Raw genomic sequence first — 19,615 nt, 5'->3', positions numbered from 1 at the left:
TCTCCTACGGACCGGGAGGGGGCGGCGGAGGCGGCGGGAGCGTCGACGTGCCGGGCGCGGACTCGGGCCACACCAGCAGCAGCGGGCACGGCGCGTGGTCGACCACGAAGCGGCTCGCCGGGCCCAGGCTGCGCGGCCCCAGGTGCGCCCGGTCGCCGTCCCGGGCGACGACCAGCAGGTCGGCGTCCGCCGCCGCCGCGACGACCTCCCGCTCGGCCCGCCCCGTGCGCTTGGCCAGGGTGCAGGGCCGGCCCAGCCGGGCGGCGGCCTCGGCCAGCAGTTCGTCGGCGGAGGCGGCCGCGAGCCGCGCCACCCGCTCGCCCGGGTCGCGGCCGGGGCCCTCGCGCCCCGGCCGCCCGGGCCCGGGCCCGCCCCGGCCGAGCAGCCCGGCGAGCGCGCCGTGCGCCGCGCCGGGCACGTCGGCCGGGGCGACGTGCAGCAGGACGACCTCCGCCGCCCCGGGCGCGTGCGCGCTCGCGGCGGCCACGCAGGCGGGCCAGGTGCCCTCGACGATCCACACCACCACGGCCACGGCTCACCCTCCTCCGATCGCGGTCAGCGAGACCCACAGTGCCAGCACCGCGGCGGCCAGGGCGGCAGGTACGGCGTACACGCCGAGGCGGGTGAACTCCCTCAGTTCCACCTCCGCGTCGTGCGCGTGCACCACGCGCCGCCACAGCAGGGTGGCGAGCGAGCCCGTATAGGTGAGGTTGGGGCCGATGTTCACGCCGAGCAGCACCGCCAGCACCGCGCCCGGGCCCGACGGGGCCGCGAGCGGCAGCAGCACCAGCACCGCGGGCAGGTTGTTGATCACGTTCGCGAGCACCGCGGCCAGCGCCGCCGTCCCCAGCAGCGCGAGCAGCCCCGTGCCGGAGGGCACCAGCCGGCCGAGGGCCGCGCCGAGGCCGTTGTCGACGACCGCGCGGACCACCAGCCCGAGGGCGAGGACGAAGGCGAGGAACGTCGGCGCGGTGGCCCGCAGCAGGGCGGCGGGGGTGGTACGGCGCCGGGCCAGGGCGCGCACCGCGAGGACCGCCGCGCCCGCACCCGCCGCCCACGCCGGGTCGACCCCGAACGCGGACGCCACCGCGAAGCCGGCCAGCGTGCACGCCAGCGTCGCCAGCGCGAACACCGGCACCGCGGGCGGCGCGGCCGCCGCCGGGGCGGTGGCGCCGGCGTCCAGGTCGACGGCGAAGTACCGGCGGAAGACGGCGTACTCGACGGCGATCGCCGCCACCCAGGGCAGCGCCATCAGCGCCGCGAACCGGGTGAAGGTCAGCCCGCTCGCGGCGAAGGCGAGCAGGTTGGTGAGGTTCGAGACCGGCAGCAGCAGGGACGCGGAGTTCGACAGGTGCGTGCAGGCGTACACGTGCGGCCGCGGCCGCGCGCCCAGCCGGGCGGCCGTCGCGAACACCACCGGTGTCAGCAGCACCACCGTGGCGTCCAGGCTGAGCACCGCGGTGATCGCCGAGGCGAGGACGAAGACCTGCGCCAGCAGCCGGCGCGGGCGTCCCGCGGCGGTACGGGCCATCCACACCCCGCACGCCGCGAACAGCCCGTCGTCGTCGCAGAGTCGGGCGAGCACCAGCACCGCCGCCAGGAACCCGACGACAGGCCCCAGCCGCGCCGCCTCGTCGGCCGCGTGACCGGCGGAGAGCGCCCCGGTGGCGACGGCGACCCCGGCCGCCGGCACCGCCACCACCGCCTCCGGCAGCCCCCACGGCCGTACCACCGCGCAGACCAGCACCGCCGCCAGCAGCACGACGGACAGGGCCTCGGCCACCGCAGCACTCACCGGCTCATCCTCGCCGCTCCCGGTCCGCCGCCACGCGAGGCGAGGCCGTGTCGGACCGGCCTTCTAACCTGGTCCGATGGAGCGATTCGAGGGGTACGGCGTGCTGGTCACGGGCGCCGGACAGGGCATAGGCGAAGCGGTCGCCCGCCGCTTCGCCGCCGAGGGCGCGGGCGTGCTGGTCACCGACCGGGACGGCGGGCGGGCCGGGCGGGCCGCCGCCGCGATAGGCGCCGCCGGCGGCAGGGCCGCGGCGCTCGCCTGCGACGTGACGGACGGCGCGGCGGTCCGGGCAGCCGTCGCGTACGCGGCGGAGTCCTTCGGCGGGCTGCACGTCCTCGTCAACAACGCCTACGCCGTCCACCGCGACCCGCCGCGCTTCGAGGACTGGCAGGAGCCCGACTGGTACGAGGACTTCGAGGTCACCCTGCACGGCGCCGCACGCTGCGCCCGCGCGGCGCTGCCGCTGCTGGCCGCCGCCCCGGGCCGGGCCGCGATCGTCAACATCGGCTCGGTCAACGCGGAACGCCACTACGGCGAGCACGCCTACAGCGCCGCCAAGGCCGCGCTCGTCTCCCTGACCCGCACCCTGGCCGTGGAGAGCGCGGCGCGCGGGGTGCGCGTGAACCTCGTCGAGCCGGGCACGGTGCGCACCGCCGTCTGGGCCGATCGGCCCGAGGTCCTGGCGCGGGTCCAGGAGCACTACCCGCTGGGCCGCGTCGGCGAACCGGACGACATCGCCGCGGCCGTGGCGTTCCTCGCCTCCCGCGACGCGGCGTGGATCACCGGGGTCAGCCTGCCGGTGGACGGCGGGCTGCTGGCGAGCCACCTCGCGATGTCCCGGAGCATCGCGGGCGACGGGGCGTGACCGGCCGCCCGGCCACCGCGGCGGCCGGGCGGTCACGCGGGCGGCGCCGACGCGGGCGGCGGTGACGGCCGGCGCCCCCTCGGTTACGTTGTCCGGGCCGCGCCCCCGACCCCGGACGGTGGAGACCATGTCAGAGGAAACGTTCAACGACGGCACGCAGCGGGTGGTCGTCGACACCTCCGTGCCGCACTCGGCGAGGATCTTCAACTACTGGATCGGCGGCAAGGACCACTACGAGCCGGACCGCACCGCCAGCGCCCGGTTCCAGCAGGTCTTCCCGGAGATCGTCGATCTCGCCCGCAGCGGGCGGCAGTTCCTGCGCCGGGTCGTCGGCCACCTCGCCGGGGAGGCGGGCGTACGGCAGTTCCTCGACATCGGCACCGGGCTGCCCACCGCGGACAACACCCACGAGGTGGCCCAGCGCGCGGCCCCCGACTCCCGCATCGTCTACGTCGACAACGACAAACTCGTCCTCGCCCACGCCCGCGGCCTGCTCACCAGCACCCGCGAGGGCGCGACCGCGTACATCGACGCCGACGTCGAGGACCCCGAGGCGATACTCGCGGGCGCGGCGCGCACCCTGGACCTCGACCGGCCGGTCGCCGTCATCCTCATGGGCATCCTGGCGCACGTCGACGGCTACGAGCAGGCCAGGTCGGTGGTGCGGCGGCTGATGGACCCGCTGCCGCCCGGCAGTTACCTGGCGATACGGGACGGCGTCGACGGGAACGAGAAGTACAGCCGCGCCATCGCCGGCTACAACGCCACCGGCGCCGTGCCGTACCACCTGCGCAGCCCCGCGCAGATCGCCGGCTACCTCGACGGGACGGAACTGGTCGAGCCCGGCGTGGTGTCCTGCCCGCTGTGGCGGCCCGAGCCGGTGGAGGTCGGCAGCCCGGTGGAGATGGCGGTCCTGGGCGGGGTCGGCCGGAAGCCGTAGGCCGCGGCGCGCCGCCGCTGCCCGTTGCCGCCGCGGGTATGTCTGCCGCTCGCAAAGATCGGGCCAAGGTGCGCTTTTGCCCCCTGTGGCACGTTACGCTTCCGCGGGTAGCGTGAGTCTCGACGGCGAAGGACCATCGCCTGCGGAGGACCGATGACGGTGCCCATGGCGGCAGTGCACGACCCCGGGATCCCGCTCGCCGGTGAACACGAGCGCGGCGGCCGGCCCGTCTGCAGGTCCGTTCTCGGCTCCCGGCTGCGCCGGCTGCGCCAGGACCGCGGCATCCAGTTGCAGGCCGCCGCCCGCCAGATCGGCGCCTCGGTCGCCAAGCTGTGCCGGCTGGAGCTGGGCCAGGGCGGCTGCAAGGACTACGACATCGCGGCGCTGCTCGACTTCTACGGCGTCACCGGCGAGGACGAGCTGGACGAGTTCGCGGCGCTGACCCGCGGCGCCAACGCGCCGAGCTGGTGGCAGGAGTACAGCGACCTGATACCCAGTCAGGCGGAGACCCACCTCGGCCTGGAGGAGGCCGCCACCGTCATCCGCAGCTACCAGTCCCAGCGCATCCCGGACCTGCTGCAGACGGCCGCGTACGCCCGCGCGATCACCCAGCTCGGCTTCCCGCGCGACCCGGTGCAGACGGTGGAGCGCCGGCTGCACCTGCTGGAGCGCCGCCAGCAGGCCCTGACCCGCGCCGACCCGCCGCGCTGCTGGGTGCTGCTCGACGAGGCGGCGCTGCGGCGCTCCGTCGGCGCCCCGGGCGTGATGGAGGGCCAGTTGCAGCACCTGCTCCAACTGCACCTCGACCACCCCACGGTCACGCTGGACGTGGTGCCGCTGGCGGCCGGCGGCACGGCCGCGGTGGCGCAGCCGCTGACGATGCTGCGGTTCGCCGAGCCCGAACTGCCCGACGTGGTCTGCCTGGACCAGCTCACCGGCACCGTACGCATCGACAAGCCAAGCGAGGTCGACCGCTACCGGCTGGCGCTGGACAACCTGGCCGCGGCCGTCAGCACCAGCACCGACGCCGCGGAGTTCCTCACCCGCCTGCTGCACGGCCACTGACGGCGCCCGTGCGCGCGGCGCGTACCGCGGCCCGGCGACACACCCCGCGGGCCCGCTGTGCCGCCCCCGCGCACCCACCGGCCACACTGGCCCCATGACGGAAACGGAATCCTTTGCGTACGACGTGGTGGTCATCGGCGGCGGTCCCGTGGGCGAGAACGTGGCGGACCGCACCCGCGCGGCCGGCCTGTCCACCGCGGTCGTCGAGAGTGAACTCCTCGGCGGCGAGTGCTCGTACTGGGCCTGCATGCCCAGCAAGGCCCTCCTGCGCCCGGTGCTCGCCCGCGCCGACGCCCGCCGCCTCCCCGGGCTGAGCGGCCTGGTGGCCGGCGACCTCGACGCGGCCGCGGTCCTCGCCCGCCGGGACGCGTTCACCTCCCACTGGGAGGACGACGGCCAGGTGGCCTGGCTCGACGGCATCGGCGCCGACCTCTACCGCGGCCGGGGCCGCCTCGCCGGGCCGCGCACCGTGGAGGTGACCGACGCCGACGGCGTGGTGCGCACGCTGACCGCCGGGCACGCCGTCGCCGTCTGCACCGGCAGCCGCGCCCTGCTGCCCAAGCTGCCGGGCATCGCCGACGTCAAGCCGTGGACCAGCCGGGAGGCGACGAGTTCCGCGGTCGTCCCCGGACGGCTGATCGTCGTCGGCGGCGGCGTGGTGGGCGTCGAGATGGCCACCGCCTGGCAGGCGCTCGGCTCCCAGGTCACCGTTCTCGTCCGCGGCGGCGGCCTGCTGGACCGCATGGAGCCCTTCGCCGGCGAACTGGTCACCGAGGCGCTGACCGAGGCCGGCGCCCAGGTACGCACCGGCACCTCCGTCACCTCCGTGGTCCGCGAGAACGGCACCGTCCTCGCGACCACCGACGCCGGCGACACCATCGAGGCCGACGAGATCCTCTTCGCCACCGGCCGCGCGCCCCGTACCGAGGACATCGGCCTGGAGACCGTGGGCCTGGAGCCCGGCTCGTGGATGGCGGTGGACGACAGCCTGCGGGTCGAGGGCAGCGAGTGGCTGTACGCGGTCGGGGACGTCAACCACCGCGCGCTGCTGACCCACCAGGGCAAGTACCAGGCGCGCATCGCGGGTGCCGCCATCGCCGCCCGCGCGGAGGGCGTGCCGCTGCTGGAGTCGGACCCGTGGGGCGCGCACGCCGCGACCGCCGACCACGGCGCCGTCCCGCAGGTCGTCTTCGCCGACCCGGAGGCCGCGGCCGTCGGGATGTCGCTGGCCGAGGCGGAACGGGCCGGGCACCGGGTCCGCGCGGTGGACGTCGACCTGGGCTCGGTCGCGGGCGCCTCGCTGTACGCGGACGGCTACCGCGGGCAGGCGCGCATGGTCGTCGACCTGGACGCGGAGATCCTGCGCGGCGTCACGTTCGTCGGCCCCGGCGTGGGGGAGCTGATCCACTCGGCGACCATCGCGGTCGCCGGCGAGGTGCCGGTGAGCCGGCTGTGGCACGCGGTCCCGTCGTACCCCACGATCAGCGAGGTGTGGCTGCGGCTGCTGGAGGCGTACCGCGGCTGAGGGTGCCCCCGGAAAGCCCGTCGCCCTCCGGAAACCCCGTCGCCCCCCGCGCCCCGCGGCCGCTAGCCTCCGCAGCGGCGGCGCCGCGAGACTCGCGACCGCGGAGGGAGACGGGGATGGCGGACGGGCGTGCGGGAAGCGGGCGGTTGAGCCTGCTGCTCGACCAGTTCGACATGGCCAGGGAGTCCGCGGAGCTGCGGCTCACCGGCCTGGGCGACGAGGAGTTCCGCTGGGAGCCGGTGCCCGGCTGCTGGTCGGTGCGGCGCCGGTCGGAGGCGGTCACGCCGCGGGCTTACGGGCCGGGGGAGTGGGTGCTCGACAAGGGCGCCGCGGACATCCCCCACAGCGAGTACGCCGGGGTGGTGCAGGACGTCGCCGGGGGCATGTCCGTGCAGAAGGTCGCCCGGGACTGGGACGTGAGCGTCGAGCGGGTCCGCGAAGTCCTCGCCCACACCGGCCCGCTGGCACCCGACGAGGCCCCGGTCACCACCATCGCGTGGCGTCTCGGGCATCTGCACTCGGGCCTCGCGGGCGGCTGGGAGTGGACCTTCGGCGAGCGGCGCCGGGACCCGAGGCTGCTGGTCGACTTCACGCCCTGCGCCGAGCGGGCCGTCGCGCGCTTCTGGGAGGACGTCGACCGCTGGCGCGACAGCGTCGCGACCGTCACCGAGGAGCAGTTGGACACGGTCGGCTTCTCGCAGTACCCGTACGCCTCCGACGCCGACAACCCGTACGCCGAGGTGCTGTGGGCGGGCAACCTGGAGTTCATCCACCACATGGCGGAGATCGCGCTCCTCCGCGACCTGTGGCGGGCCCGCGTCACCGGGACCTGAGGCACCGCGTGCCTCGTACGCCCCCGGGGCGTACGAGGCACGCGAACCACCGGGCGTCCCTCAGAGACCGAACTCCGAGGGCGCCAGCCCGAGCGCGGAGCACGCCTCGCGGAGCACCTGCTGCTCGGCCGGGTCGATGTGGCCGTCCGCACCGGCGATGACGAACCCGGTCTGGATCACCGCGCGCGCCTCCGCCTGCTTCTTCTTGGCCTTGGCGATCTCCTGCAGCGCCTCCGCCTTGCCGCCCTGGAAGTCGACCGTGAGCCGGTCGAGGTGCTTGGTGAACCGCTGCCGCAACTGCTCCGGCGGGAAGTTCTGCAGCACGTCGTTGCTCATGATCATCGACTCCATGCGCTCCCGCTCGGCGGGGTGCACGTGTCCGTCCGCGGCCGCCACGAGCGCGCAGACCGCCATGGTGGCGTCCCGGTACGCGCCGCTCTTCAGCTCCGTCTTCATCGAGCTGAGCTGCGACTTGAACATGCTCACGAGCTGGGCCTTGGAGCCGCCGCCCGAGCCCGTCGAGCCCTGGCTCCCGGACCGCCCTCCGCCCCGGGACTGCTGAAGGCCCTTGGCCTGGTCCTTGATCCGATCAAACATCGACACTGAAATGCCACCTCGGGTTGCGGGCATGCGCCCGGCTCGTCGGTTCCGGTCGTGGTACCGAAGACCGCGGTGCCGCGGTCAGTCTCTCAACGCCTCCGCAGGACGCGGAGGTTCCGCATATACCCGTCCGGGGGAACCGGGGAACCAGGTGGGGCGGGCCGCCGTCGGAGAGGCGTACGGGGGAACGAGGGGGGACGGCATGACGGGGGATCCGGCAGGCGTACGCCTGCGCAGCGGCAGGTGGTTGATCACGGCGGCGATCGTCGCGGGCGCGCTGCTCGCGGGTTGCGTGTGGTGGGCGGTGGCGGACCCGGACGGCCCACCCGTCTCCGGCCCCGACGGCGCCGGCGGGGCGGTGGTGCCCGGGGCGGAGGCGGTGCACTTCGAGCAGGGGCACGGGCTCGCGGCGGTCCGCACGCTGCTGCGGACACCGGCGGACGTGCGGGCGTTCGCCGGCTGGTATCCGCAGGAGGACGTCGGCGAAGAGCTGCGGGAGAAGCTGCTCGCCCGCGACCTGGACGCCGAGGCGCTGGTCGCCACCGGCTGGAGCAGCGGCTGCACCAGCGCCGGGGGCGCGGTGCTGACGTACGACGAGAACACCGGCTACTCGGCGCGGCTGACCGGCACGACGACCTACGAGACGTGCGACAGCCCGTGGGACGTGCTCGCGGTCTTCGCCGTCCCGGAGAAGGACGCCGGCGCGGACCCGAGGATCGGCGGCGCCCCGCCGGGGCCGCCGGGACCCGCGGAACTCCTCGCCTACGCGCCGCTCGACGGCACCGCGGCGGGGCGCGCGCCGCGGGCGGCTGAGGTCAGCCAGCCGGACCAGTTCGACGCCTTCGTACGCCCGCTGCCGCCGGCGGCGTCCGCGGCGCTGGAGAGCGAGCTGGGGAGCCTGTACGACTCGGAGCTGCCGGGTCCCGCGCGGCGCTTCGCCTTCGAGGGGCGCGGCTGCGGTGACGACCTGGTGCTGGAGATCACCTCGCGGCGGCTGCGGCCGGTGGGGGCGGGCGGTGCGTGCGCGGATCCGCGGCCGTACGTCGCGGTGTTCTCGGTGCCGGCGGACCGGGTGCCGTCGAGCGCCGTGATCGGCGGCTGATCCTCTTCGAAAATTTCGTGCACGACCGCGAAAATGACCGGAAACCACCGTTGTCGCGCCGGGGCGCCCTTCCTATCGTATGGGAGCGCTCCCATCCGTTTTGGAGGTCCCCCCATGCGCTTCCACCCGCTCCGCAGGACCCGGCCACTCGCCTGGGCGGTCGCCGCCGTCGTGGCCGCCGCGGCGATGTTCGCCGCCACCCTCGACGCCCGGCCGGGGGTCGCCGCCGACCGCACCGGGACCGGCGCCCAGGCGGCGCCCGGCGTCGAGGACGACGGCGCCGACTGCCCGGTCCCCAGCCCGCCCACCCAGGCGAACGCCCTGTTGCCCGACCCCTTCACGAAGCTGGACGGCACCCGGGTCGCCTCCATGGCCGACTGGCGCTGCCGCCGGGCCGAGATCAGGGAACTGGCCGAGCGCACCGTCTACGGCCAGAAGCCGCCCAGGCCCGCGAGCGTCTCCGGCAGCGTGTCGCGGACCGGGATCACCGTGAACGTCTCCGACCAGGGCCGCGGCGCGAGCTTCTCGGCGAGCGTCGACCTGCCCAGCGGCACCGGCCCGTTCCCCGCGGTCGTCGTCTACGGCGGCTTCGGCGCCGACACCGCCGCCATCAAGGCCGCCGGCGCCGCCGTCGTCAACTTCGACCCGTACGCCGTGGGCCGCGAGGGCACCCCACGCAGCAACAAGCAGGGCGCCTTCTACAGCGTCTACGGCTCCTCCAGCAGCACCGGGCTCCTCATGGCCTGGGCCTGGGGCGTGAGCCGGATCATCGACGTCATCGAGCAGTCGGACGGCAGCGTGCTGCGGGCCGGGGCGACCGGCGTCACCGGCTGCTCGCGGTTCGGCAAGGGCGCCTTCGTGGCCGGCGCGTTCGACCAGCGCATCGCGCTGACCATGCCCGTCGAGTCGGGCACCGCGGGCGCGCCGGCCCTTCGCAGCGTGCCGCGGGAGACCGGCGCGCAGCCGCTGAGCAGCGGGTACGGGGAGCAGCCGTGGCTGGGCGACGCCTTCGGCGCGTACACCGGCAACCCGGCGCAACTGCCCGTGGACACCCACGAGATGGTCGGCATGATCGCGCCCCGCGGCCTCTTCCTCATGGAGAACCCGCACGTCGACTGGCTCGGCGCGCGGTCCGGCAGCGTGGCGGCGCTCGGCGGGGCGGAGGTCTACAAGGCGCTCGGCGCGGGTCGGAACATCAGCTACTGGTCCGACGTGCAGGACGGCACCCACTGCGCCTCCCGGGCCGAGTGGCGCGGGCCGCTGCAGCAGAGCATCGCGACGTTCCTGCGCGGTACGGGCAGCGCCCCCGGCGTCTTCCGGATCTCGCCGAAGAAGCCCGGCAACCTCGCCGAGTGGCGCACCTGGCAGACCCCGGTCCTCACCGGCGGTGGCTGACCCCCGCCGGACCCCCCACGCCACCCCCTCGGCCTACGCGGACCCGAGGGGGTGGCTTCGCGCGCCGGGTCGCGGCGCTCTCTGTGAGACCTTGGCCTTGATCACCGGCGCCGCGGCCGACCACCGCGGCGCCCGCAGCGCGCGACGCCACCGGGAGGAGCGCTGAAGTCGTACCCCGCCGACGCCCTCAAGGGGCGCCCGCGTCTGGCAGGACTCGTCGAGCGGCTCCGCGCGCCCGCCGTGGCGCAGACGATGCGCGCCGCCATGGCCGCCACCCTCGCGTACGTCGTCGCCCTCCAGCTCACCGACGGGCGCAAGCCGCTCACGGCGCCGCTGACCGCGCTGCTCGTCGTCCAGGTCACCTTCTACGCCACCCTCACCACCGGCGTCCGGCGTGTCACCGCCGTCGTGGTCGGGGTGCTGATCGCCAGCGGGTTCAGCGCGCTGGTCGGGCTGAGCTGGTGGAGCCTCGGGCTGATCATCCTCAGCTCGCTGATCGCCGGGCGCCTCGTGCGGGTGGACGAGTTCGTACCCGAGGTCGCGATCAGCGCGATGCTCGTCCTCGGCGTCGCCCATGTGGGGGACACGGCGTTCACCCGGATCCTGGAGACCCTCACCGGCGCCGTCGTGGGCCTCACGTTCAACCTGGTGCTGGCGCCCCCGGTGTGGGTGGAGAGCGCCGGCGACGCCATCGAGGACCTGGCCCGGCGCATACGCCGCCTGCTGCTGCGCAGCACGGAGCAGCTCACCGAGGTCACCCCGCCCTCGGTCGCCGCCGACCGGCTGTACGCGGCCCGCGAGCTGGACGAGTTCGTCGGCGAGGTCGACACCTCGCTGCGCCGCGCCGAGGACAGCCTGCGGCTCAACCCCCGGGTGAGCGAGGGCCTGATGCACCGGGTCGTCCTGCGCACCGGGCTCGACACGCTGGAGATCTGCGCGGTGGTGCTGCGCGTCCTCACCCGGAGCCTGTCGGACCTCGCGCAGTCCCGGCGGAAGGGGGAGCCGCTGTTCCCGCGCGACGCGGGCGCGGCGCTCCAGGACCTCTTCGGCTACCTCGGCGACGCGCTGGTGAGCTTCGCCCAACTGGTCGCGACGGAGGTCTCCGAGAGCGCCGAGACCGCGGCCGGCCGGCTGGAGGCGGACCTCGCCGCGGCCCGTTCCGTACGGGACCGGGTGGAGTCGCTGCTCCTGGAGACCGTGGGGCGCGACGAGGAGAACTGGTTCCTGTACGGCGCGCTCCTCGCCGACGTCAACCGGATCCTCGACGAACTCGACACCGAACACCGCTCGGCCCGCCTGCTGGAGGCGCTCGACCGCAGCAGCCGCGACTACCGCGAGCACATTCCCCGGCTCTCCCGCCTCAGCGCCTGGCTCACCCGCTGACCCCGCGGCCGCGCGGCCCGGGGTCCGGGGTCCGGGGTCCCGGGGTCCGGGGTCCGCTCCGGGCCGTACCGTCCGCTTCAGCGGTACGCCGCGGCCGCCGCCGCCAGCTCGTCCAGCGCCCGCAGCGACTCCGCCTCCGGCAGCGTCGGCAGGTCCAGCAGCACCCGCTCGAGGCCCAGCTCCGCGTACGTCTCCAGGGCCGCCGGCTCGTGCGACGCGGAGTACGGCACCACCGGCGCGTCGCCCGCGACCTCCCGCAGCCGCCGCATCCGCCCGCCCAGCTCCCCGGCCGGCACCCGGCTCGGCAGCCACGTCGCGCCGTACGCCGCGACCCGCTCGAAGGCCGGCTCGCCGCCCCCGCCCACGTAGACCGGCGGATGGGGCCGCTGCACCGGCTTCGGCCAGCAGAACACCGGGTCGAAGTCGACGAACTCGCCGTGGAACTCCGCCTCGTCCTCGGTCCACAGCGCGATCATCGCGCGCATCCGCTCGTCCAGCAGCCGCCCGCGGGTGCGCGGCTCCGTGCCGTGGTTGCGCATCTCCTCGCGGTTCCAGCCCGCGCCGACGCCGAAGGCCACCCGGCCGCCCGAGACCAGGTCGAGCGTGGCGACCTCCTTCGCGGTGACGATCGGATCCCGCTCCACGACCAGCGCGATGCCGGTGCCCAGCAGCAGGTTCCGGGTCACCGGGGCAACCGCCGCCAGGGCCACGAACGGATCGAGCGTGCGGTAGTACTTCCGCGGCAGCTCGCCGCCCGCCGGCAGGGGCGAGCGCCGGTCGACCGGGATGTGGGTGTGCTCGGCGACGAACAGCGCGTCGAAGCCGCGCTCCTCCAGCGCCCGCCCGAGCACCGCGGGCGCGATGCCCTCGTCGGTCAGGAACGTCGACACCCCGAACTTCACGGGCGGCCACCTCTCTCGGGTACGCACGTCGCGTACCCGCTCGGCTACGCGCGCCACGCACGGTCGCACACCCCGGAGGCACCCGCAAGATCGGCCGCCCGCCGGCCACCGCCCGGCGGGCGGGCCCGCCGCCGCGATGGCACAGTGGCCTGCAGAGGGCCGCCGCGTCCCGCGGCTCGCCCGGCCGGCGCCATCCGGGGGAGTCCGGAGGACCCAACGGTGACCCAGAACCAGCAACGTACGGTGCACGCTCTCCTGGACGGCTACGGGACCACGTACGCCGAGGACGCGGGCATCCGGCTCCGCAACACCCCGCAGCCCCTCTACCGGCTGCTCGTGCTCTCCAGCCTGCTCAGCGCCCCGATCCGGGCGGCCGCCGCGGTCGGCGCGGCCCGCGCGCTGTTCCACGCCGGGATGGGCAGTCCGCGGCGGATGGCCGACGCCACCTGGCGGCGGCGGGTCGTCGTCCTCGGCGAGGGCGGCTACCGGCGCTACGACGAGAGCACCGCGACCCGGCTCGCCGAGGGTGCCCGGCTGCTGCTGGACACCTACGGCGGCGACCTGCGCGGCCTGCGCCGCGAGGCGGACGGTGACACCGCCCGGATGGGCGGCCTGCTCCAGCAGTTCCCGGGGCTCGGCCCCGCGGGCGCGGCGATCTTCCTGCGCGAGGTCCAGGGTGTCTGGCCGGAGGCCGCGCCGTACATCGACGCCAAGGTCGTGCAGGGCGCAGGCAAGGTGGGCCTGCCGGAGGACCCCTCCCGGCTCGCCCGGCTCGTGGGGGAGCCGCAGCTCCCGCGGTTCACGGCGGCGCTGGTGCACTGCGCGCTGGACAAGGGCGCGGCGCAGCAGGTCAGGGAGCTTACGCACGCCTGAGGCCGGGCGGTACCGCCGCCCGGGCGGGCGGCGGCCGCATGGCATCCTCGGTGGCATGACCATCGACGTACGCCCCGCCTCGGTCTTCGAGGACGTCCGGGCCGTGCTCGGGCCGAAGTCCCCGGACGCCGGCGTCTGCTGGTGCCTGAGCTACCGGATCCCCTCCCGGCTCAACCAGGAGCTGCGCGGGCCCGCCCGCGGCGAGTACGCCGCCGGGCTGTGCGCCGCCGAGCCGGCGCCCGGGGTGCTGGCCTACGACGGGGACGAGCCGGTGGGGTGGGCGGCGGTCGCGCCGCGCGCGGAGACGACCTTCGCGCGCAACCGCAAGATCCCCCACCTCGACGACCTGCCGGTCTGGGCGCTGTGGTGCGTACGGGTACGCCCCGGCCACCGCAGGAAGGGCATCTCGCACGCCCTTATCGCCGGCGCGGTCGACTTCGCCCGCGGCCACGGCGCCCCGGTGGTCGAGGCGTACCCGCTGGACAACGGGACCGCCCGGGTCGACCTGACGATGGCGTACGCCGGGCTGAGGAAGAACTTCGAGCGCGCCGGCTTCACCCACGCCGCCGACACGACGTCCGTGCTGGCAGGACACCCCCGGATCCTGATGCGGCTCGACCTGCGCTGAGCGTGTACGCGAGCCCGGGGACACCCGGGTCGGAAGAGGAGGGATGTCTAAAATGCCGCCGAATGGGGTACGTGAGGCCGAATGAGAGTCGGCGTGATCGATGCGGGATCCCACACGGTGCGCCTGGTGGTCGCGGACGCGGACGGCCAGGTGCCGCTGCCCGTGCACACGGCCAAGCGGCAACTGCGCCTCGCGGAGCTCGCCGGCCCCGACGGGCGGCTCGGCGACCCGGCGGTCGGGGAGCTGGCCGCCGCCGTGGGCGCCGCCCGCGAGGAGGCCCGGCGCTGGGGTGTGGCGGAACCGTTCGCCTTCGCCACCGCGGTGGTACGCGACGCCCCCAACGCGCGCGACATCGTCCGCGCCGTCCGCGAGCGCACCGACGTGGTCCTGCAACTGCTGCCCGGCGAGACGGAGGCCGAGCTGACGTTCCTGGCGGCCCGCCGGTGGATGGGCTGGCGCGCCGGGCCCATGGCCGTGCTCGACATCGGCGGCGGCTCGTTCGAGGTCGCCTGCGGCCGCAGCCGGCTGCCGGACTTCGCCATCGCGCTGCCCCTGGGCGCCGCCCGGCTGACCCGCGAGTTCTTCCCCAAGCAGGATCCGCCGCCGCCCGCCGCGGTCAAGGCCGTGCGCCGCCACGTGCGGCACCGGCTGCGCGACGTGGCCGCGCGCATCCGCTGGGAGGCGCCCCGTACCACCGTCGTCACCTCCCGCACCATGCAGCAGCTCGCCCGCCTCTGCGGCGCCGCACCCGGCCGGCACGGCCCGTTCGTCCCTCGCACGATGGCGCGGGAGGACCTCCGCCGCGCGGTCGAGCAACTGCGGGGGCTGCCCGCCGCGGAACGCGCCCGGCTGCCCGGCATCTCACCGGCCCGCGCCCGGCAGTCGCTGGCCGGCGCGGTCGTCGCGCACACCGCCATGAAGCTGATGAGCATCGACGTGGTCACCGTCTGCCCCTGGGCGATCCGCGAGGGCATCCTGCTGCGCACCGTCGAGGAGGGCAGCGTGAGCTGGTGGACGGCACCGGCCGGGGACGAGCCGCGCGTACCGGGACAGCGCAGGCCGCACCCGGGCCTCGGGCTCGACCCGCTCAGGACGCAGATCAACCTGGCGAACTGAGCCCGCCCCGGCCCTCTCCAGCGGCCGAACCGGCGGCTGTGGCGGCGCGTTGACCGCGTTGGCGGCGGGCGGCGTGGTACCCCGGATCTCATGGACGCTGAGGCCCAGGACAACGACGGCAGCACGGCCCGGGATCCCGCGGCCCGAAGACGCCACCCCCTGCTCTTCCGGGTGGCGCAGGCCAAGCTGCGGCCCCGGTGGCGGCTGAGCGAGATCACCGTCACCGAGGAGCCCGAGATCCGGCGCGCGGTGCGCGCCGCCGCGCTGGGCAACGCCATGGAGTGGTTCGACTACGGCATCTACGCCTACCTGGCGGTCACCCTCGGCGACGTCTTCTACTCCGGTGCCAGCGAGGGCACCCGCACGATACTGTCGCTGGCGACCTTCGCGGTCTCCTTCGCCGTACGCCCCCTGGGCGGCGCCTTCTTCGGCCCGCTCGGCGACCGGGTCGGCCGCAAGCAGGTGCTGGCGCTGACGATGATCCTGATGGCGTCGGCCACCTTCTCCATCGGCCTCATCCCCAGCTACGACACCATCGGCCTGTGGGCGCCCCTGCTGCTCATCATCGCCCGGCTCACGCAGGGCTTCTCCACCGGCGGCGAGTACGGCGGCGCGGCGACCTTCATCGCCGAGTACGCCCCCGACAAGCGGCGCGGCTACTACGGCAGCTTCCTGGAGATGGGCACCCTCGCCGGCTACATCGGCGCCTCCGGGCTCGTCCTCGTGCTCACCGCGGGCATCGGCGAGGACGGCATGGCCTCCTGGGGCTGGCGGATCCCGTTCCTCATCGGCGGCCCGCTCGGCGCGATCGGCCTCTACCTGCGGCTGCGGCTGGAGGAGACGCCCGCCTTCGTGAAGTCCGAGGCGGGCCGGGCCACCGTGGCGGAGGTGACGGGCGAGGCCGAGCCCGCCCTGGGCCGGAAGGCCGAGGGTGCGAAGGCCGAGGGCGCGAAGGCCGAGGGGAAGCAGGCGCCGGGTGAGCTGCGGCGGATCGTGGCGGGGCAGCGGCAGACGATACTGCTGTGCATCGCGCTGGTGGCGGCGTACAACGTGGCGAACTACATGCTGCTCACGTACATGCCGACGTATCTCACGGAGGTCCTGGACTGGCCGCGGGCCGAGCAGCTCGCCGTCGTCATCGCCACCATGGTCGCGATGATCTCCGTCGTCACGCTCGTCGGCCGCGCGAACGACCGGGTCGGCCGCAAGCCGCTGCTGATGATCGGCATGGTCGGCTTCCTCGTGGTGACGGCGCCGGCCTACGTCCTGGTGCGGCAGGGGTCCGTCCTCGCCGTCTTCGGCGGCATGCTGCTGCTCGGCGGCAGCCTGATCTGCCTCCAGGGCACCATGTCCGCGACGCTGCCGGCGCTCTTCCCGACGGAGATCCGCTACGGCTCGCTGGCCATCGGCTACAACCTCTCTGTCGCGGTCTTCGGCGGCACCACCCCGGCGGTCATCGAGGGGCTGGTGCACGTCCTGGACACGCCGATGGCGGCGGCGTACTACACGATGGCCTTCGCCGTCGTGGGCATCGTCTCCGTGTCGCTGCTGACGGAGACGGCCGGCCTGCCACTGGAGGGGTCACCACCCGCGGTGGCGACGGCGGCGGAGGCGGAGGAGGTCGTACGCACCCAGCGCCGGAACCTGCTCTGACCGCCGCCGCCCGCGGGCGGGCTCAGCCGTGCAGGGTGGGCCGGTAGATCAGCTCCTGGATGTAGCCGTCGAGGGTCCGGGTCTCGATCAGGTCGAGGTCGAAGTCGGCCGCGCCCTCGAAGACCGGAGCGAGCCCGGACCGTCCGGTGATCACGGGAAAGAGCGTGACGTGCACCCGGTCGACCAGGCCGGCGGCCATCAGGGCGCGGTTCATCGACAGGCTGCCGTGCGAGCGCAGCGGCACGTCGGACTCCTCCTTCAGCCGGGCGACCACGTCGACGGCGTCGCCGTGCGCGACGGTCGCGTCCGGCCAGTCGAGGGGCTCCGTCAGGGTGGTCGACACGACGGTCGCAGGCAGTTGCGTCATCCGGGTGACCCACGGGTCGCGCACGTCGTCGCCCTCGGAGCTGCCGGCGATCATCCGGGCGAACAGCCGGTGGGTCTGGGCGCCGAAGACCATCCGCTGGTCCTCGCGGTACAGGGCGAGGCGGCGGTCGAGCAGTTCGGGGCCCTGCTTGCCCCAGTAACCGGTCCAGTCGCCGCCGGCGGCGCCGAAGCCGTCGAGGCTGCTGAAGACGTCGAAGGTGTAGGTGGCGGTCATGATGCTCTCCTCGAAAGGCGGTTGACGGGGTACCCCGATAAGACGGGGACGGTGGGCGAAACTCATCGCCGCGCAGGTTTCGTACGGGCGCCGCGGGGCAGGGTCCGAAGACATGGGAGCGCTCCCAATCCCATGTCCCCCACCCCCTCCCGGAGGAGGAGTCGCAGTGTCATCGCCATCGAACGATCGCACCGACGCGCGGAGCCTGCCCGTCCGCGCCCTCCTGGCCGTCCTGGCCGCCGCCGCGCTCCTGCTGACGCCCTGGACCGGCGGCACCGCCCAGGCCCATGGCTCGGCCGCCGACCCCGTCTCCCGCAACTACGGCTGCTGGCAGCGCTGGGGCAGCGACTTCCAGAACCCGGACATGCAGCAGCAGGACCCCATGTGCTGGCAGGCGTGGCAGCACGACACCAACGGCATGTGGAACTGGAACGGCCTCTACCGCGAGGGCACCGGCGGCAACTTCCAGGCCCACATCCCCGACAACCAGCTCTGCAGCGCGGGCCGCACCCAGGACGGCCGCTACGACTCCATGGACACCCCGGGGCCGTGGAAGACCGACTCCCTCGGCACGAACTTCACCGTCGACGTCCTCGACCAGGCGTACCACGGCGCCGACTACCTCTACGTCTACGTGACCCGGCAGGGCTACGACGCGAAGACCGACGCGCTCGACTGGGCCGACCTGGAGCGCGTGGCAACGGCGGGCCCGTACGGCCCCGCGAACCACTACACGGCGAACGCCAGTGCGCCCGGCCGCAGCGGGCACCACATCGTCTACACCATCTGGAAGGCGTCGCACGCGGACCAGATCTACTTCTTCTGCAGCGACGTGACGTTCTAGCGGCCCCGGAGCCGGCGGAGGTCCGCGACCGCCCGGCGCCGGCCAGCACGTCTGAGAGAGCAGCCCGCCGCCGGCCGGCCGAGCCCGGCCGGCGGCGGTGCGGGCGGTCACGGCACGTCCGGCGCGCCAACGCCCATGTTGCAAAAGGAACTCGACCGGGGAGCGCCCCGAACGTACGCGCGGGAGGCATGTCTATGATCAGGCATCAGTCAGTCCGGCACCCCCGTCAGCCCGACCGGCCCCCGGCCGCCCGATCGTCGATGGATCTCATATGCCTCTGCACCACGTGCGTAGAAAGGCGGTCCCCCTCGCCGCCGCCGTAGCGATGCTGTCCGTGCTGGCCGCCTGTGGCGACAGCGACGACGACGGCGGCGATGACGGCAAGAACAGCGAGAACACCGCCTCCCCGGCCGCCGGGGCCGGCGGCGCCACGGACCTGAGCAAGGAGTGCCCGGAGACGATCGTGGTCCAGACGGCGTGGTGGCCGGACATCACCTCGGCCGGCGCCATGTACCAGCTCCTCGGCGACGACATGGACGTCGACGCCAACGCCAAGAAGGTCACCGCGCCGCTCGTCGCCTCCGGCGGCAAGGACACCGGCGTGAAGCTGGAGCTGCGCTCCGGCGGCCCGGCCATCGGCTTCAACCCGACGTCCTCGCAGATGTACACGGACGACAGCATCCACCTCGGCATCCCCCAGGGCTTCGACGAGGCGATCCAGAACTCCGACAAGCAGCCGACGCTCGCGGTGATGTCGCTGCTGGCGAAGAACCCGCAGGTCATCATGTGGGACCCGGAGAAGCACCCGGACGTGAAGTCGATCGAGGACATCGGCAAGACCGACACCACCGTCGTCTACGTCCCCACGCCCTACATGGACTACCTGACCAGCAAGGGCATCCTGAAGAAGGACCAGGTCGACAGCTCCGGCGACGGCTCCCCGGCGCGGTTCGTCGCCGCCGGCGGCGACATCGCCACCTCGGGGTACGCCACCGAGGACCCGTACATCTACGAGGAGGAGCTGCCCGACTGGGGCAAGCCGGTCGAGTCGCAGCTCGCGTACGAGTACTACCCGAACCCCGGTCCCTCGCCGATGATCCGCCCGGCCGACAAGGCCGAGCTGGCGCCGTGCCTGAAGAAGCTCGTGCCCGTCATCCAGCAGGGCGCGGCCGACCTGATGGAGAATCCGGACCCGGTGATCGACAAGGTCATCGAGCTGCGCGACACCTTCAAGGCCGACCAGCCGTTCTCCAAGGGCGTCGGGAAGTACTCGGTGGAGCAGATGCGGGCGCTCGACCTCGTCGCCGAACCCGGCAAGCCGGTCGGCGAGTTCGACACCGGCCGGGTGCAGGAGCTGATCGACGTCGCCGGTCCGGTCTTCGAGGCGCAGAAGAAGCCGATCAAGGACGGGCTGACGCCCGAGGACCTGGTGACCAACGAGTTCATCGACACGTCGATCACGCTCGGCGGCGAGTGAGACCGGTGGCTGCGGGTA

At 74.4% G+C, this 19,615-nt stretch carries 19 protein-coding genes; 14 read left to right on the top strand and 5 right to left on the bottom strand.

What is annotated here, in order from left to right:
• Positions 1-4 precede the first annotated feature (4 nt).
• Together ACFYVJ_RS11165 and ACFYVJ_RS11160 are read right to left on the bottom strand one after the other, a co-directional pair.
• Complete coding sequence (locus ACFYVJ_RS11165; protein WP_388889043.1) at positions 5-532, bottom strand: universal stress protein; 528 nt, start codon at positions 530-532, stop codon at positions 5-7.
• Between the two features lie 3 nt (positions 533-535).
• Complete coding sequence (locus ACFYVJ_RS11160) at positions 536-1,795, bottom strand: SLC13 family permease (RefSeq protein ID WP_388889040.1); 1,260 nt, start codon at positions 1,793-1,795, stop codon at positions 536-538.
• A 76-nt stretch (positions 1,796-1,871) separates the two neighbouring features.
• Between ACFYVJ_RS11160 and ACFYVJ_RS11155 the strand changes: the two genes are divergently transcribed.
• From ACFYVJ_RS11155 to ACFYVJ_RS11135, 5 genes are all read left to right on the top strand, one after another.
• Entirely contained in the window at positions 1,872-2,660 is a 789-nt protein-coding gene (locus ACFYVJ_RS11155; RefSeq protein WP_388889037.1) for an SDR family NAD(P)-dependent oxidoreductase, read from the top strand.
• 127 nt (positions 2,661-2,787) lie between these two features.
• Positions 2,788-3,600 (top strand): SAM-dependent methyltransferase, encoded by an 813-nt coding sequence (locus ACFYVJ_RS11150; protein ID WP_388889034.1) that lies wholly within the window; start codon positions 2,788-2,790, stop codon positions 3,598-3,600.
• A gap of 153 nt (positions 3,601-3,753) precedes the next feature.
• Positions 3,754-4,665, top strand: a complete 912-nt coding sequence (locus ACFYVJ_RS11145) for a helix-turn-helix domain-containing protein (RefSeq protein WP_388889031.1) — start codon at positions 3,754-3,756, stop codon at positions 4,663-4,665.
• Between the two features lie 94 nt (positions 4,666-4,759).
• Positions 4,760-6,190, top strand: a complete 1,431-nt coding sequence (locus ACFYVJ_RS11140; protein ID WP_388889028.1) for a dihydrolipoyl dehydrogenase family protein — start codon at positions 4,760-4,762, stop codon at positions 6,188-6,190.
• Positions 6,191-6,306: 116 nt separating this feature from the next.
• Positions 6,307-7,023 (top strand): DinB family protein, encoded by a 717-nt coding sequence (locus ACFYVJ_RS11135; RefSeq protein WP_388889026.1) that lies wholly within the window; start codon positions 6,307-6,309, stop codon positions 7,021-7,023.
• Positions 7,024-7,083: 60 nt separating this feature from the next.
• Here the strand turns inward: ACFYVJ_RS11135 and ACFYVJ_RS11130 are convergent, their stop codons facing one another.
• Complete coding sequence (locus ACFYVJ_RS11130) at positions 7,084-7,620, bottom strand: tellurite resistance TerB family protein (protein WP_388889345.1); 537 nt, start codon at positions 7,618-7,620, stop codon at positions 7,084-7,086.
• 205 nt (positions 7,621-7,825) lie between these two features.
• Between ACFYVJ_RS11130 and ACFYVJ_RS11125 the strand changes: the two genes are divergently transcribed.
• The 3 genes from ACFYVJ_RS11125 to ACFYVJ_RS11115 all read left to right on the top strand — a co-directional run bounded on the left by ACFYVJ_RS11125 (position 7,826) and on the right by ACFYVJ_RS11115 (position 11,503).
• Entirely contained in the window at positions 7,826-8,725 is a 900-nt protein-coding gene (locus tag ACFYVJ_RS11125) for a hypothetical protein (RefSeq protein WP_388889023.1), read from the top strand.
• Between the two features lie 114 nt (positions 8,726-8,839).
• Complete coding sequence (locus ACFYVJ_RS11120; RefSeq protein WP_388889022.1) at positions 8,840-10,120, top strand: cellulose-binding protein; 1,281 nt, start codon at positions 8,840-8,842, stop codon at positions 10,118-10,120.
• Positions 10,121-10,384: 264 nt separating this feature from the next.
• On the top strand, positions 10,385-11,503 hold the full coding sequence (locus tag ACFYVJ_RS11115) for an aromatic acid exporter family protein (protein WP_388889020.1): 1,119 nt from the start codon (positions 10,385-10,387) through the stop codon (positions 11,501-11,503).
• 77 nt (positions 11,504-11,580) lie between these two features.
• Here ACFYVJ_RS11115 and ACFYVJ_RS11110 read toward each other — a convergent pair whose 3' ends face one another.
• Complete coding sequence (locus ACFYVJ_RS11110) at positions 11,581-12,405, bottom strand: LLM class F420-dependent oxidoreductase (protein ID WP_388889017.1); 825 nt, start codon at positions 12,403-12,405, stop codon at positions 11,581-11,583.
• Positions 12,406-12,624: 219 nt separating this feature from the next.
• Between ACFYVJ_RS11110 and ACFYVJ_RS11105 the strand changes: the two genes are divergently transcribed.
• The 4 genes from ACFYVJ_RS11105 to ACFYVJ_RS11090 all read left to right on the top strand — a co-directional run bounded on the left by ACFYVJ_RS11105 (position 12,625) and on the right by ACFYVJ_RS11090 (position 16,675).
• Positions 12,625-13,278, top strand: a complete 654-nt coding sequence (locus tag ACFYVJ_RS11105) for an endonuclease (protein WP_388889014.1) — start codon at positions 12,625-12,627, stop codon at positions 13,276-13,278.
• Between the two features lie 55 nt (positions 13,279-13,333).
• The gene (locus tag ACFYVJ_RS11100) at positions 13,334-13,906 is read left to right on the top strand and encodes a GNAT family N-acetyltransferase (RefSeq protein ID WP_388889011.1); all 573 of its coding nucleotides are present in this window, start codon (positions 13,334-13,336) and stop codon (positions 13,904-13,906) included.
• An 81-nt stretch (positions 13,907-13,987) separates the two neighbouring features.
• Entirely contained in the window at positions 13,988-15,022 is a 1,035-nt protein-coding gene (locus ACFYVJ_RS11095; protein WP_388889008.1) for a Ppx/GppA family phosphatase, read from the top strand.
• Between the two features lie 90 nt (positions 15,023-15,112).
• On the top strand, positions 15,113-16,675 hold the full coding sequence (locus tag ACFYVJ_RS11090; protein ID WP_388889006.1) for an MFS transporter: 1,563 nt from the start codon (positions 15,113-15,115) through the stop codon (positions 16,673-16,675).
• A 22-nt stretch (positions 16,676-16,697) separates the two neighbouring features.
• On the opposite strand, the gene ACFYVJ_RS11085 is transcribed toward ACFYVJ_RS11090, so the two are convergent.
• The gene (locus ACFYVJ_RS11085; protein WP_388889004.1) at positions 16,698-17,276 is read right to left on the bottom strand and encodes a dihydrofolate reductase family protein; all 579 of its coding nucleotides are present in this window, start codon (positions 17,274-17,276) and stop codon (positions 16,698-16,700) included.
• Between the two features lie 166 nt (positions 17,277-17,442).
• On the opposite strand from ACFYVJ_RS11085, the gene ACFYVJ_RS11080 reads away from it, so the two are divergent.
• The gene (locus ACFYVJ_RS11080) at positions 17,443-18,120 is read left to right on the top strand and encodes a lytic polysaccharide monooxygenase auxiliary activity family 9 protein (protein WP_101420458.1); all 678 of its coding nucleotides are present in this window, start codon (positions 17,443-17,445) and stop codon (positions 18,118-18,120) included.
• Between the two features lie 286 nt (positions 18,121-18,406).
• Entirely contained in the window at positions 18,407-19,597 is a 1,191-nt protein-coding gene (locus tag ACFYVJ_RS11075) for a hypothetical protein (RefSeq protein ID WP_388889002.1), read from the top strand.
• Positions 19,598-19,615 lie beyond the last annotated feature (18 nt).

The sequence above is a fragment of the Streptomyces sp. NPDC004134 genome (assembly GCF_042874195.1).
GTDB lineage: Bacteria > Actinomycetota > Actinomycetes > Streptomycetales > Streptomycetaceae > Streptomyces.
Note: the sequence above shows the minus strand (reverse complement) of the source record. Positions and strands in the feature narration are given on the sequence as shown.

Bases quoted from the DNA above. Each gene is read 5' to 3' on its own strand.
- ACFYVJ_RS11155 (WP_388889037.1), top strand. From the start codon at position 1,872: ATGGAGCGATTCGAGGGGTACGGCGTGCTGGTCACGGGCGCCGGACAG.
- ACFYVJ_RS11140 (WP_388889028.1), top strand. From the start codon at position 4,760: ATGACGGAAACGGAATCCTTTGCGTACGACGTGGTGGTCATCGGCGGC.
- ACFYVJ_RS11090 (WP_388889006.1), top strand. From the start codon at position 15,113: ATGGACGCTGAGGCCCAGGACAACGACGGCAGCACGGCCCGGGATCCC.
- ACFYVJ_RS11100 (WP_388889011.1), top strand. From the start codon at position 13,334: ATGACCATCGACGTACGCCCCGCCTCGGTCTTCGAGGACGTCCGGGCC.
- ACFYVJ_RS11085 (WP_388889004.1), bottom strand. From the start codon at position 17,276: ATGACCGCCACCTACACCTTCGACGTCTTCAGCAGCCTCGACGGCTTC.
- ACFYVJ_RS11130 (WP_388889345.1), bottom strand. From the start codon at position 7,620: ATGTTTGATCGGATCAAGGACCAGGCCAAGGGCCTTCAGCAGTCCCGG.
- ACFYVJ_RS11125 (WP_388889023.1), top strand. From the start codon at position 7,826: ATGACGGGGGATCCGGCAGGCGTACGCCTGCGCAGCGGCAGGTGGTTG.
- ACFYVJ_RS11115 (WP_388889020.1), top strand. From the start codon at position 10,385: ATGGCCGCCACCCTCGCGTACGTCGTCGCCCTCCAGCTCACCGACGGG.
- ACFYVJ_RS11095 (WP_388889008.1), top strand. From the start codon at position 13,988: ATGAGAGTCGGCGTGATCGATGCGGGATCCCACACGGTGCGCCTGGTG.
- ACFYVJ_RS11150 (WP_388889034.1), top strand. From the start codon at position 2,788: ATGTCAGAGGAAACGTTCAACGACGGCACGCAGCGGGTGGTCGTCGAC.
- ACFYVJ_RS11145 (WP_388889031.1), top strand. From the start codon at position 3,754: ATGACGGTGCCCATGGCGGCAGTGCACGACCCCGGGATCCCGCTCGCC.
- ACFYVJ_RS11120 (WP_388889022.1), top strand. From the start codon at position 8,840: ATGCGCTTCCACCCGCTCCGCAGGACCCGGCCACTCGCCTGGGCGGTC.
- ACFYVJ_RS11135 (WP_388889026.1), top strand. From the start codon at position 6,307: ATGGCGGACGGGCGTGCGGGAAGCGGGCGGTTGAGCCTGCTGCTCGAC.